The following is a 14,046-nucleotide window of genomic DNA, read 5'->3' as shown; positions in this document are numbered from 1 at the left end:
ATGGATATTCTGGATAAAGTGAGCACCTAATTCTGGATAAAAGTGAGCAGTATAAATGAACTCAAAAAGGTGTCTAAAAAGTAGTTTAAAAGTATAAAATTATTTTACTCTATTGGTTGTTTTTCTATTTTCTTTTTTCTCATTGATTCTCCCTTTAATTCTATCCGAAGAGCATTGTGAACGATTCTGTCTAAAATTGCATCTGCAATGGTTTGTTCTGCAATAACTTCATGCCAGGATTCAACTGGGAGCTGCGAAGCAATAATAGTTGATTTTTTTCCATGCCTGTCTTCAATTATCTCCATAAGATCCTGCCTTTTAAAGTTATCTAATGATTGCAGTCCAAAATCATCTAGTATAATGAGGTCCTGCTTTTCTATTTTATTAATTTCTTTAATGTAAGAGCCGTCAGCTTTAGCCATTTTAAGTTTAGAGAAAAGTTTATTGATATTAAAATACATTACTTTGTAGCCCATCATACAAGCTTTATGGCCAATTGCAGTAGCTATAAAGCTTTTACCAACACCCGTACTTCCACAGACCAGGATGTTTTGTTTGTTTTTTATAAAATCACAAAACTCAAGTCTGTTTATCAAGTTTTTATCTACTCCTCTGGAACTGTCAAAATCGATTTCTTCCATAAAAGCCTTATATCTAAACTTGGCAGTATTGATTAATCTTTCTACTTTTCGATTTTCTCTGTCATCATATTCAGAGTTAATTAAATAGGCAATAAGTTCATCATTTGTATAATCGATGGTACTTGCGTCTAAAGTAGTATTAAAGGCTCTGGACATTCCGTAGAGCCTTAACTGTTTCATTTTTTCTAATGTTTGATCATTCATATAGTTATTTTTTATTAATGGTTGTTATTTGTAATATTCCTTACCTCTAATATTACTATGTATTGGTATTTCTTTATCTTCAATAGCAGGATCTTCATCAATGAAGTCTAATCCTTTCTCCAGGATAGATTTGATGATTGGGTAATTTATTTTTTCATAATCCATCGCTCTTTTACAGGCATTGTTTAATCTGTCATTGCCTACTTTATTGGCTAAACTTAATACACCGGTACAGGATTTATAAGATTGCTCAGGGTGCTGTTTCTTATCTAATATTTGTATGATAAATGATTTGCAAAATTCTCCAACAGAAGCTCCCCATTGGATAAACCTCTCAGGATTCCACTCTGCCACAAACTGATGTGATGTGGGCATGTGTTCTTTATTTGTCGTATAAAGATATTTGGAGTAGTCCCTCTGATGGCTGGCTATTATGCGCTGCCCATGATAAATCTCAATGGTAGTTTTGCTGTAAATAATCAATACTTTCTTGCCCATATAAATAAAAGGCACACTATAATAGTGTTTGTCTTTATTGAGATAAACATGGCTGGATTTATGAACGGTTGCTTTAGCAAAACCTTTGAGCTGATAGGGATTAACAGGTAAAAATGATAGTGCTTCTTTTTCTATCTCATTAAACAAATCTAATCTTGAGTATTTCCTGCCTTTAAAAGACATTGTATTATGCTTTTCTAAAAGTGGTAAAATAGCATCATTAAGAGCTTCTATAGTAAAAAATTCTTCTTTGCGTAAAGGGGCAAAAATTCTGGTATAAATTATTCTTACTGCATTTTCAACCAGAGCCTTATCTTTTGGATGATAAGCTCTTGTGGGAAGTATTGTAGTTGCATAATGAGATGCAAAGTCTAATAAATATTCCGTTACTAAGGGCTCATATTTATCACTCTTTTTAACGGCTGTTCTTAAATTATCCGTTACAATAGCACTTGGAACACCCTGATAGTAGTCTAGCATTTTTACCAGACTTCCCATAAAGTCTTCTTTGTTTTGAGTCCTGGTAGCTTCTACAAAAGTAAGTCCGCTTGCTCCCAGTACACTTACAAAAACTTCTACTTCACACACTTCTCCTGTAGACTGGTCAATAACGGATAATTTCTTTCCTGTATAGTCTACAAAAACTTTATCTCCTGCCTTATGATGCATATGCATAGAGGGCTTGAGTTTGCCTCGCCAATTTTGATAATGGTAGCAAAACTGAGAATAACTGTAGCCATCAGGATGATTTACCCTATATTCTTCCCAGAGCAATTGTCGGGTAACACCAACTCGCTTTAATTCCTTTTCTATCGTGGGAAATAAGGATTCTAAAACTATGTTTTTTTCTGGAACAGCTTTTATCTGTCCATCAAAGAGTTCTTCCAGATCTTCATTACTAAGACCTGATAATTCTTGATAGGTAAAAGAATTTTGATGAAATGATTCAATATATTTCTTTACAGTATTGCGTGATAAGCCTAATTGTCTGCTTATTTGGAGCTTACTTACTCCTTGAGTATATAAACGTAATAATTGCAAAATGTTTCTCATATCCAGTCGTTTATTTGCCATATCTTTTGTTTTAAAAACAAGTAAGATATTCTTTATAAACACTACTTTTTGAGGTGGTCACTTTGAACCGGAATCAACTGATCTCTTTTACAAGAATAGGGTGGTCACTTTAAACCGGAATCAACTGATCTCTTTTACAGGAATGGGATGCTCACTTTTGCCAGAATTTGCAATTTTCCTAAAGCATTCGCATCTTTTTTATGATTAAAAATATTATCGGTTCTAATTTTAAACGTACTTTTTTCAAATTCTATAACAGTAACTACAATAGAATCATCAAAGACATTTGCATCTAAAATTTCACCCGCTGTAGATCCAAAAACCAGATGTTCATAAGGAAACTCCTTTCTAATAGCATCAATAACTTCTGAAAGCTCTAATTGCATCCTATTTGCAAAAACAAGTACCAGCGGATTTTTTAGATCTTCCTTATTTGTTAGGTACTGCCAATTTTCATTCTTTTTTTTATAAGCTTGAATTATTTTCATAGTTTCTATTTTGGTAATTTAATAAAGAAGGTTGTACCTTTAGTCAGTTCACTTTCTATCCAAATGTTTCCTTTGTAATTCTCGACTATTTTTTTTACAATAGACAATCTCTAGTACTAGACTCAAAAAATAACACTACTTATTTTTACTGAGAAATTAATTCATTCGTGCTCCAATAATCTAGTATTTTTTTTATCCTATCTACATAATCCTCATATTTCAAGGGCTTTAAAATGTAGCCCGCAATACCTATTTTATAACACTCCATAACGTCTCTATGATTGTTAGAAGTAGTTAAGATAATTGCTGGTATGTATTTTAATACATCATCTGCTTTCAAGATAGACAAAAACTCGATACCGTTTAGTTTAGGCATATTGAGGTCTAAAACAATAATATCTGGTATTATTTCTTTGCTTTTTAATATATCAACTGCCTCTTCACCATTATTTGCTTCGATGATGCGATGATTGAGTTCTAAACTTTTTAGTACTCTATTAAATTTCATTACTTCAATCGCATCATCTTCTATTAATAGTATATTCAACGATTTTGCCATTTTATTAATTTTAAAGTTTGATGCATACTTATTCAACTTCAAAGGTATTTTATTCCTTTTAAAGCAAGAGTCATTTTTCGTTAATTCATAATAAAGTGTAGACACCTGCAAAAAAAGTGTCGACGAATGGTATTTTATATGTAATTCGTTCATAAAAAATATCCTGAAGCCATTAAAACGAAATCTAAAAAGGGATCCTAATACTTAAATCTATTTTTTATAGAATAGCCATTGCATCTGATTTTTAAAATTTCTTATAGATAAGTAGAACGTCTGTACCTATATAATAAGTAAACTGAATATTAAAAAAAACAAAAAAAAAGGACGATTTCCATTTTTAATATTCATTTATCGATACAAAATTCATAATCAACTGTAAGTCAAGTGTAAATATTGATTAATCATCGACAGCAAACTGCTATTCATCGAAAAAACAAAAACAATTCTTATAATCGTCTTAGATTTGTATCAGAATTAAGAAACACAAAAATCAAAATAAAAATTAATAAAATAATTATTTCCAAAAACAATTTAACAATGTCAGCAGTGATTGCAACTTCGATAGATAATCTATTCGATTTAGTAAACACTCAAAATTAAAACTATTTATTAACAAGAAATGAAGTTTCATTCAAATACCACTGAAAAATGAAAACAGCAATTACTTTAACAAACACAATTCCTACTGGAATCAAATCTGAGCACTATTTACTATTCTCCATGATTATTATAACTGTTGGAAAAAACCTAGAGCCAAAGATCCCTATCGAAGCAAACATTTTGATTATGATTTTTTTAGCCATTTCATTAATCGGAATGACACTTCAAATTGTTAATAACCGTTTAAAAAAGAAAATTTTATTCGATACATTTCAAAAATGGTATTAGTTACCACAAGTTATAGTATCAAGCAAAGAATTTTTTATAAGTTGTTTGAAAAATGACAAACTAAAACTAATTTTTTGTTTCATTTTTGTCACTGCCATTACACTGTTTGCACCAATATTATGCCACTATTGCAGTTACTTCCAGAATTACATTGCCGTTTATTGTTGGACTTTTGCCCATTTAAAAATCAATTTTGAAATTGCCTACAAATTCAAGAAAGACATGCTAAGTACCAAAAACATGACCGCCTTTTTTGCCCGAAGAGCCCTGAGCTTTTATACAAATTAAAATCAGTAAAGGCGATGTAATTCGAGAGAAGTGCTATTTTCTTGCTTCACAAACAAATTTTCGATACTACTTTTATTAAATGAAAAAGTAAAATGCTTTTTGTAGGCTGATAAAATCTTCCGTCAAAATTTAACAGTTGTACTCTTTTGGTAAAACAAAACAAAAGCAAGCACCCTTTTTATTATCTTCTCTATTCTTCAAATAAATAGTACCCACTACTCGATCTACTATGGCTTTTATTGTTGACAAGCCAATACCGGCATTTTTATCATATTTTGAGTTAACTGTTTCAAACAACTCAAATACTTTTAACCAATATTTTTCTGGTATACCTGGCCCATCATCTTCATAAACAAGAGAATAATTAGTTTCATTTTCTGTTAGTGAAATCCAAACATTACATTCTTCTTTGTCGGTATGTTTCGTTGTATTTGATAAAAGATTTTGAATAATTTGAACAAAACCTATTTTTGAATGCCTTATAAAGGTATCGCAATTCCTAAAATGTATATGAGTCGGAATATGTAAAGCACCATTATTAACTATATATTGAATAGTGCTTTCGACATTAAAATCTTCAAAACAAATTTGATCGTTACTAACTTTTGTATATTCTAAGATTCCATTAATTAAGAAATCCATGTATTCATTTCGAGAATAAATTAAATCGATGCAAGCTTCTAATTCTGTGTTTTCAAGGAGTGTTTTATAATCTTCTTTTATAAAAATTAATAATGAATTTATACCTCGTATTGGTACTTTTAAATCATGAGTAAGCCGATATGCAAATTGGTCCAACTGCACATTTTTTTTAATAATTTCATCATTCAAATCTTCTAAAAACCTATTTTTTTTACGAAGTTCAAATTGCGAAATCACTTGATTGGCCAATGCCTTTAATGATTCTTGTTGGTTCTCTGTAAGACCTTCTCTTGGTTTTGTATCAATAACACAAAGCGTCCCTAAAGAATAACCATCTTTAGTGTTTAAAGGAGCTCCAGCATAAAATATTACGTTCGGGTCTTTAGTGGTTAACGGATTATCATGAAACCGTATGTCCTTAGTAGCATCTGGAATAATAAATAATTCATCCGGTGTGTTTATTGCATGCGCACAAAAAGCAAAATCCCTTGGAGTTTCGGTTGCATTTAAACCATGATGCGATTTAAACCATTGTCGATTATGATCCACTAAAGTTACTAATGCTATCGGTGTACCACAAATTTGTGCTGCTATTTTGGTTAAGGCATCATACTCTTCTTCTGGTAATGTATCTAGTATTTTATAAGCATCTAAGGCTTCGAAACGAAGATGCTCGTTATCAGGAATTTCAGGTTTGTGCATATAACTGAATTTTTATTTTTTTGTATTACACCAAACGTAATTATGTAAGGAAGTTCTATTTCTTTTAACGTTAAAAATAACTAATTTTCCTTAATAATATCCCTAATTATTTTAAAACTAGCCTACATATAAAATTCAATCTTGTTCAAAGCGAATTTGTTTGTATCCAAAATGAGGCTCTATTTTGTTCTTACTATCCCGTTTACCCTAATGTTATTTTAAATATATTAGTTTTTTCTTACAAATAATCAAAAGGTTTTCTATTTAATAGGATAGGAGCCTAGAGATTAATTCCCAAGGCGACCTTCTACACCACTTCGTATACGGATCCGTACCAAGGCGGTTCTTTATTTACGATATATTTTCAAATATACTTCCGTGAGGTTGTTTTGAGTTATCCAAATAAAGGTCTGCACTCCTTGGTAGCTCTCTGATTCCGTTCTATCCTTCTCAAGGCAGTTATCAAAATTATTCGATATTTACGATCATGTTACCTTATATTTTGGGACTTCTGTTTGTTTAGCAACCTTATCCAACATTCCTGTCCTTATATATAGTTTCTGTTCTTCAGGAAAAGATTTCGGAACTTACACCCTAGATTTATCGCCCATGCTGGACGCACCAAAACAAGAGGCTGTCTAAAATTATTACTGTTTTCTAACTCCTTCTCTTCCAAAAAACATTATCTCCCCAACGTTTCTCTTGACGATAAGCTGCTTTTATTAGAGGTAGATAGGTTGCATACATTTTATCCATCAAATAATTATAGGCTAAAAAACTTTCTTTTTTTCCTAGAAAATGATCTCTAATAGCACAACTTCCATAATATGCAGTACCAATGGCTGCAGTAATTCCATATGAAGATAGTGGATCATAGGTACATGCAGCATCTCCTATTGCTATCCAACCTTCTCCTACAATTTGTTTTAATCTGGAAGAATTCGCAGCATCGACCTTCAATACTGAAACGTTATTTATTATAGTCCCCATAGACTCTTCTACTCGATCTTTGGTGTACTTTGTTCTATATAGTAATGCCTCAAAACCATCACTTTTGTTCGCTTCTAAATTCGAAACTAAATCTGAATCCGTCATTAATGATATGATTAATTGGTTACCAGGCAAACTTGCCGAATACCACCATCCTTGACTAAAAGCTTCTATAAGTGTCGATGAACTTAAAATAGGCTTTCTTGTAAAAACAGCACTAATACCTACTAGTTTATCTAATACATCACGTTTGGTGTTCAAATATCTGCCTACAACTGATTTCCTTCCACTAGCATCTACTATAAAATCAGCTACAAGACTTTTCTTTTCTCCAGCGTAACTTACATCAAGATGCCATTCATCATTTATTCTAACACAATCTTTGAGTACATGATTATTCAACCAAATTACCCCTGACTTACGAGCTTCTTGTGCCAGATCTATTTCGAATAATTTTCTGTTAATATGTATACCAGATCCATGAATGCCACTAATGAAATCTTCTTCTTTCATTACATCAGACCCCCATACAGATTGATTACTATAACTCTGTTTATGTATGGATATTAAGTGTTCCAGTTGCAGTTTCCTAAGTAATGGCTTAATATTTGGAGGTAAACAATCCCCTGGCTTTTGACAAGGAAATTCATTGGCTTCCAATACAATTACATCCATCTCAGATTTCGCAAGTTCTCTTGCTATAACAGCGCCAGCAGGGCCACCTCCTATTACTATAATTTTAGTGCTTAATTTCATTGGGGGTATCTAAATTATAACCATGTTTTATCAATCCGATAAAACATGGTTGCAAGCAAATAATACTTGAATCATCCTAAGATTAGTGATCTAATCGTCCATATATCATTCTTGGGGCGATTGGACTCTCCTCCCGTTCCAAACTTTTCCTATAATCTTCTCTCTCTTCCTTTTCTTTGTTCATCGCTTCTTCTGGAGTCATTTTACCTTCTGCTACCTGTAATTGCAAATAGGCAGGATCCCAAACTCTAAACATTTTGGATCGTTGTTGTTCTACCCAAATTACTTCAGGAATTTGAGTGTCTAAATTTGTTGATTGAAGTTCTTTCGCTGAGACTATTCCCAAATCAGACCATTCATTAGTCATGTCAATGAGTCTTTTTAAAGCATCTGAATTGTCTAGGTCACGTAACCAATATTGGCGATAATTAAACTGCTTCGTCTTTTGAAATATGCTATTGCCAACTGTGTTCATGCCTTTGTATGATTCTTCGCTAATTACGTGTTGTGGTGCTCTTGGCGCCCACAGTGCTGGAACAGGTAAATAGTTGGACGGATCCAAACCGCCAAGGCAACTTGCCGCATCAGCTTGCCAAGGCACACCCATCCATCTGGTTAATGTACCTGGACCACTGTAATGAACTGGTCCATATTTAGCCATTGCTTTATCTGGTGATAATACAGAGCCATAGTCATCAGAGATAAAATTTGAATTATTTTCATTATCTTTATCTACAACATTGAGTCTGAAGGCAGCTTGTTCGCCAGGCATAGCTGGTTTCCACATTTGATCAACTCTAAATGGCCAAGAAAGTTCAATCCCTGGTCTAAATGGCCCTCCAAGACATTCTTGCAAAGCTGCTTTAGTAAGTAGATAAGGCTGATCTTCTAGTTTTTGGTTTTCCAAAGGATCGTTTTTGGCTATACTCCCTAAAGGAAAATTAGTTTTTGTTAAATCAAAATTAGATATGACAAAATTACCATCTGCCCACTTCTTCAAGTAACTGTATTGTGTTCGGGTAATCCAAAGATTTTCATTAGGTTCATCACTAAAATCTCTAAGTGCATCGCCATAGTTTGAAGGTATTTGTGTTGGCTCAAACTTATCGGTTTCGGGGTTTCTAAACCAATTAAATATATTCTTTTTAAAAGTTTTATCTCTTTCATCATTTGAGGCCAATCGTTTATATACACTAGGGTCTGTGAAATTGGATGCAGATCCTTCTCCAAATAACATATAAAGTCCTTCACTTACCCATTTTGAATCTGTTAAAGATTTGAATATAGGCCATATATCCTCTTCAAATGAAGGCTTTTCTTTTGGTTCAATGCCTCCTTCTTTTCTTTGTGTATACAAATCCTTTACAATATCATACATCGTTATGGTTCCATATAAGCCTTGTCCATAATTGGGAGGTACTACAGCTACGAAAGCAGGCTCTGCATCAAACTCTTGAAGGCTTCCATTTTTCTTAATAATTATTTTAGCTCTTACAGGACCATCAGAAGTATCATCGTACCAACCATTGTTATTGGCAAAGTGACTTAATGGATTATTAGGAGTAATACTTTTTGCCAATCCTGAGCCACCTAAAACGATTAATCTTCCTTTATTATCAGTTTGTAATTCTCCTAGGCAAACTTTTTTACCCATAAATTTTCCTTTGTCTAAAGGCTCACTTTTAGCATTCCTTCCAGCGATAAAAACATTTCCTGAGTCGATTACCAACTGTTCTCTTTTGGGATGCAAACCATACGGTACTCCTCCATAAGCCTTATTTTTATGAGTTACAGAAAGAGCTAATTCTTTGGTATTTCCTTGCTTTTGTGAATTAAAATTTAAATCCATTGGATTGGTAAATTCATACCAAGCTCCTTTTCTATTGGCTATATGTACAGACCATTCTACTTCAACATCTACTCCTTCACAACTTGAGTCGGAATTTATTTCATCAACTACTTTTCCATCTGCGTCTAAACCAAATACTCTGAAACGAGCGGCTTGTTTTTTTATGGCTCCTTTTGGATCTTTATATTTAATATCTTCTTTTGTTCCTTCTAAGTTTTGAGGAACTCTAGGGTCTGCTACCTGCCCAGGCAACTCTGGTGCATAATACCATTCGTCTGAATTTCCTACTCTTGAAATTCCTATTGCGGGATAGATTACGTATCTATCTATCGTCTCTATTTTGTTTTTTTTGCTCATACTTACCTTATTTGTTCCTATTTTTTTGATCTTCAATAATAACTTCTGATGCTTTTTCACTTACCATATAAATGGGGGTTACAATAAATGTTCCTGGTATTTTCGGAAATACTGATGCGTCTACTACACGCAATTTTTTTGCTCCACGAACTCTAAATCTACTGTCTAAGACTGCCATTTTATCATCATCTGCTCCTATAGGACAGGAACAAGATGCGTGATGACCCCATGCTTGATTCTTAATAAACTCTTTGATGTCATGATCAGATTGAACTTCTACTCCAGGTAAAACTTCTTTGATCTTAAAAGGGGAATCCTGCATTAACACTCTTGCAAATTTGAAACCTTCTGTTAAGTCATTCAAATCTTCGCCATTATCAGAAAAGGAATTAAAATTAATATAAGGTGTATCTCTTGGATTACTTGATTTAAGTTTAACAACTCCATTTCTGTTATTTGTATGTGCTTTAAGCACTGTCCAACTGAATTGATTATGAATTGGACGAAAAGTCCAAAACCAATTTGGAAAAAAACCTTCGAACCTTACCGTTCTAGCAAATAGAATAATATCCGGATTTATTTTTTCAGGAAAAGATTTTTTCATATACATCAACGGTGATCCGATACTATTGTAGGGACCTTCTCTATGTTTGAGCCATTGTGATAAAAAAGGATCATCTTCCGGATCATCACTATATTTTGCAATTTCATTGACTTTAAATGACGACTGCATCTCATTAATCAGAGAAATTTCATAACGATCTTGCAAATTATTACCAACTCCTGGTAAATTAATTCTTATTGCAATATCAAACTCTTCTAATTGTTCTTTATCTCCAATTCCTGAAAGCATTAAAAGTTGTGGAGTATTAAATACTCCACATGCCAAAATCACTTCTTCATTCACATATACTCTTTTTGTTTCGGGTTCGGTCAATTGACAATGTTCATTATATCGTGGTGTTGCAGCATACAGATAAGCTCCTTGCAGGTATTCGATACCTATTGCTTTTGTATCATCTTTTTCATCAAAAAGAATTTTTGAAGCCAATGCATGTGTTTCTATAATTAATCTTTCAGGAAACTGTTTCTGTACATTTAATACAAATTCTCTTGAACCATTTCTGGTCATGTCATACGTAGATTGTGGGACAGTAAAATAGCCCGAACTATCATCTTTAGCTACATCAATGGCATTCGGATCCAAGTTTTCGTTTATGGGACCAATCTTTTCAGCATTGAAACCTTTTTCTTTACAGGTCTCTAATGTTTTAATCAGTTGCCAATCTTTTGGTGCTTTCGAAATATTTGCTTTTTCTACTCCTAGCCATCCACCTGTACCATGGCCTGTCTCTTTGGCTGTAATAGAGTCTAAATATCTACAGTTTTCTATTTTTTCAAAATATCTCCTCATATTAATCGGATTCCAAGAATCATCTCCTGTGATTTGTTGGATATATTCCCAATCAGAATTAGACGGATATGTGGTAATCATCGCGTTATGAGCTGTACACCCCCCTAACGTGCTGCTTCTAGGATATAAAATACCATCTTTAGATGATACAAATTTTGGATCCTTTTCTTGTTGTTTTTGATCTTTATAATGGCGAACAAAAAAGTCCCATCTGTAGTATTCATTATCGGCAGCTAAAGGAGCATAGGACGGTACAGAATAACTAACACTTGCTTCCTTTCCTCCTGCTTCCAGTAACATGACAGTAAATCCTGCCAAAGCCAAATTTGCAGCTAATGGACCTCCTCCTGCACCAGATCCTACGATAACATAATCAAACTTGCTTTTTTTATTTTTTTCCATTTCATAAGTGATTTTTGAGCCTTTTATTGTCTCATTCATAAAAGGAAACTCGAAGGTTTTCAATATCTTCTAATCAAACCCTATTAATATATTCTTTAAATACGTTCTCATTATTTGAATGATTATAATGAAGCCCTTTTTAAGAAACAATGATTTAATTTCAACAGTATTTCTTGTCTTTTTTCTTCTACACTTAAATAATTGTTTTTCTTGTTCTAAAGTGATTGAGTTTATCCATAGAATATTTCTTTTTAATCTCTTTTAATCTTTCATAACTGGTATCAAAATAAATTTCGGTAGGAATAGAACTGTCTTTAAAACTAATGAAAGCACCAGATGTATTGGGAATATTAAAATCTCGGCAAACTTGCATCCAATCTAATGCTCGATTGATTCTGTCATACACAATATTGTCTAGTCCTTCCTCTTTTCTTTCTAAAGATTCATTCCACCAGGTTTGATATTGAATGGTGTATTGCTTGTCTTTGTAAGGAAATGCACTTTCTAATTCTTTTGTTGCATCTTGATAAAACACTCCCGAAATAGCGCCTAAGGTGATGTAAGTAAATAATCCCATCTCTCTATTTCCATCTAATATCAATGGCGAAGTTAAACTGCGTATTAAGGCTTCGTGTCCCTTTGATCCTAGACCCTGAGCATCTACTAGGCAGGAAGTGATTTTGTGGGGTGCAGGGTTTTCTAAATCTGGAGATATAGGACGGCTTTTTGATGATTTTTCTTGAACTCCCCCTTTTAATAATAGTTTTACAGTATGAAAAGATTCCCTATCCCAGTTACTCATCATATTCAATCCATAGGCTTTATTCGTTTTTTTTCCTGCGATATCAGTAATTCTAAAATCATAGGTTTGTGGATTCTTGAAATTCTTTTCAATAAATTTGGAGAGATCCTTCTCATTTCCTTCCCAATAACCATACATTATACAATTATGAATGACTGTGTTTGCATCAAAATTTTCAGTAGAAGGTATGGCTGAAATTTTCAGATTAGTACCAATTAGCTTCTCATTCGAACTCAAATGATTTACATTACTTTCTACATTCCTATTTGCATTTATTACAGCTTCCCATTCTTTAAGAAATTGTATAGTTGGCAAGGTGTTCTCTGATACTATTTTTAGCTGTTTTGTATCAGGATCTAATTCATATTTATTCCATTCAATCTCAAATCTAATAAGCTCACGAGGTAGTTCGAAAGTTTGTAATCTCAACTCGGTTACTATGCCATAACTAAAACCGCCTCCGCCTTTTAATGCCCATAATAGTTCTCTGGCTTGCATGTCTCCATCTTCTGATAATTCTTTAACACTTCCATCACCGAGTATGATTGTAGCACCCACCAATCGCTCGCAACACATTCCTTTTGAGCGTGTCCAAGGTCCCCAACCGCCCCCAAATGTAAAGCCAGCAATCCCGACAGTTGCACAAGTTCCATGCGGAATCATCACTTTTTGCTCGGCTAATAAAGTAGTCAATCTTTCAAATCGATTACCTGGTCCAATAGTTGCAATCCCGCTTTTCTGATCAACTTCTACTTTATTCATTCGTGATAAATCAATCAAAATAGTATCTGTTTCAGAACATTCTCCTTCATGATCATGCCCTCCCGACCTTACTCGAATTGCTAAATTATTACTTATTGCTCTCTTGTAAACCAGCTGTACCTCTTCGCTTGAGGTACAATAAATAATTACAAAAGGTCTAAGTTGTAAGCGTGTATTAAAAATTTGACATGCCTTTGCGTAATTAATCATATCAAACAGATTACCCCCTCCCATTTCTATTTGGTCTCCGTCAATATGTCCTTTCAATTCATTGAGAAAATGATACACATTTCGCATATTAACCGTTACAAGACTTTCGGCTATAATCACTTTTGCATCCAACTCGAACTTCGTATTCTTTAATACTATAACATCATCAACCAAATCATTTTTTGCAATCGCATTAACACTAGATTCAAATTGGTTAGAGGTTTTGTATATTGTGAGTTCTACAGTACCATATTCATTTTCATAATAAACAGAACTATCTATTTTCTTATCTTTAACTTCACTTCTAAGACAAAAATTCACCTCGCTATGAGCGTCAATTTTCTCAGGAAAATCTAAGTCGTACTTATTTTTATCTGAATCTTTTCTTTTCGTTAAGACTTGATTTGTGTTATTGTAAACTTTGAGTTGAACTGTTAAAACATTAAAATCTGCTTCTCTGTTCTGACTGATTTGAGTTAATAAATGTTCTTCCATGGTTTGGATTTGTCTAGTCTACTAT

The 14,046-nt window shown here is 33.2% G+C and carries 11 protein-coding genes; 1 reads left to right on the top strand and 10 read right to left on the bottom strand.

Features of this window, described 5'->3' with window-relative positions:
* Positions 1–104 precede the first annotated feature (104 nt).
* The 5 genes from istB to B0A64_RS07645 form a co-directional block, all read right to left on the bottom strand.
* Positions 105–845 carry an IS21-like element helper ATPase IstB gene (gene istB, locus B0A64_RS07665; protein ID WP_089478930.1) on the bottom strand — a complete coding sequence of 247 codons (741 nt, stop codon included), beginning with the start codon at positions 843–845 and terminating at the stop codon, positions 105–107.
* Between the two features lie 24 nt (positions 846–869).
* Positions 870–2,417, bottom strand: coding sequence for an IS21 family transposase (istA, locus tag B0A64_RS07660; protein ID WP_089478929.1), 1,548 nt, complete (start codon positions 2,415–2,417; stop codon positions 870–872).
* Between the two features lie 134 nt (positions 2,418–2,551).
* Entirely contained in the window at positions 2,552–2,905 is a 354-nt protein-coding gene (locus tag B0A64_RS07655) for an FIST N-terminal domain-containing protein (RefSeq protein WP_089478928.1), read from the bottom strand.
* A gap of 5 nt (positions 2,906–2,910) precedes the next feature.
* On the bottom strand, positions 2,911–3,012 hold the full coding sequence (locus B0A64_RS07650) for an ATP-binding protein (protein ID WP_089478927.1): 102 nt from the start codon (positions 3,010–3,012) through the stop codon (positions 2,911–2,913).
* A 38-nt stretch (positions 3,013–3,050) separates the two neighbouring features.
* Positions 3,051–3,464: a response regulator gene (locus B0A64_RS07645; protein WP_089478932.1), complete on the bottom strand. Its 414-nt coding sequence runs from the start codon at positions 3,462–3,464 to the stop codon at positions 3,051–3,053.
* A gap of 648 nt (positions 3,465–4,112) precedes the next feature.
* Here B0A64_RS07645 and B0A64_RS07640 point away from each other — a divergent pair.
* On the top strand, positions 4,113–4,352 hold the full coding sequence (locus tag B0A64_RS07640; protein WP_089478926.1) for a hypothetical protein: 240 nt from the start codon (positions 4,113–4,115) through the stop codon (positions 4,350–4,352).
* Positions 4,353–4,769: 417 nt separating this feature from the next.
* Here B0A64_RS07640 and B0A64_RS07635 read toward each other — a convergent pair whose 3' ends face one another.
* The 5 genes from B0A64_RS07635 to B0A64_RS07615 all read right to left on the bottom strand — a co-directional run bounded on the left by B0A64_RS07635 (position 4,770) and on the right by B0A64_RS07615 (position 14,021).
* Positions 4,770–5,984 (bottom strand): sensor histidine kinase, encoded by a 1,215-nt coding sequence (locus B0A64_RS07635; protein WP_089478925.1) that lies wholly within the window; start codon positions 5,982–5,984, stop codon positions 4,770–4,772.
* Positions 5,985–6,641: 657 nt separating this feature from the next.
* Positions 6,642–7,730 (bottom strand): tryptophan 7-halogenase, encoded by a 1,089-nt coding sequence (locus B0A64_RS07630; RefSeq protein ID WP_089478924.1) that lies wholly within the window; start codon positions 7,728–7,730, stop codon positions 6,642–6,644.
* 82 nt (positions 7,731–7,812) lie between these two features.
* Complete coding sequence (locus B0A64_RS07625) at positions 7,813–9,936, bottom strand: LodA/GoxA family CTQ-dependent oxidase (protein ID WP_123875885.1); 2,124 nt, start codon at positions 9,934–9,936, stop codon at positions 7,813–7,815.
* A 7-nt stretch (positions 9,937–9,943) separates the two neighbouring features.
* A complete protein-coding gene (locus B0A64_RS07620) occupies positions 9,944–11,815 on the bottom strand; it encodes a GMC family oxidoreductase (protein ID WP_208863520.1) in 1,872 nt (623 codons plus the stop codon).
* 130 nt (positions 11,816–11,945) lie between these two features.
* Positions 11,946–14,021: an FAD-dependent oxidoreductase gene (locus B0A64_RS07615; RefSeq protein ID WP_089478922.1), complete on the bottom strand. Its 2,076-nt coding sequence runs from the start codon at positions 14,019–14,021 to the stop codon at positions 11,946–11,948.
* Positions 14,022–14,046 lie beyond the last annotated feature (25 nt).

The organism is Flavobacterium araucananum, from assembly GCF_002222055.1.
GTDB lineage: Bacteria > Bacteroidota > Bacteroidia > Flavobacteriales > Flavobacteriaceae > Flavobacterium > Flavobacterium araucananum.
This window is presented reverse-complemented; position numbering and strand designations above follow the sequence as displayed.

Excerpts from the sequence above, each read along its gene's own strand:
- istB (WP_089478930.1), bottom strand. The coding sequence starts at position 845 with ATGAATGATCAAACATTAGAAAAAATGAAACAGTTAAGGCTCTACGGA.
- B0A64_RS07635 (WP_089478925.1), bottom strand. The coding sequence starts at position 5,984 with ATGCACAAACCTGAAATTCCTGATAACGAGCATCTTCGTTTCGAAGCC.
- B0A64_RS07645 (WP_089478932.1), bottom strand. The coding sequence starts at position 3,464 with ATGGCAAAATCGTTGAATATACTATTAATAGAAGATGATGCGATTGAA.
- B0A64_RS07640 (WP_089478926.1), top strand. The coding sequence starts at position 4,113 with ATGAAAACAGCAATTACTTTAACAAACACAATTCCTACTGGAATCAAA.
- B0A64_RS07615 (WP_089478922.1), bottom strand. The coding sequence starts at position 14,021 with ATGGAAGAACATTTATTAACTCAAATCAGTCAGAACAGAGAAGCAGAT.
- B0A64_RS07630 (WP_089478924.1), bottom strand. The coding sequence starts at position 7,730 with ATGAAATTAAGCACTAAAATTATAGTAATAGGAGGTGGCCCTGCTGGC.
- istA (WP_089478929.1), bottom strand. The coding sequence starts at position 2,417 with ATGGCAAATAAACGACTGGATATGAGAAACATTTTGCAATTATTACGT.
- B0A64_RS07625 (WP_123875885.1), bottom strand. The coding sequence starts at position 9,936 with ATGAGCAAAAAAAACAAAATAGAGACGATAGATAGATACGTAATCTAT.
- B0A64_RS07655 (WP_089478928.1), bottom strand. The coding sequence starts at position 2,905 with ATGAAAATAATTCAAGCTTATAAAAAAAAGAATGAAAATTGGCAGTAC.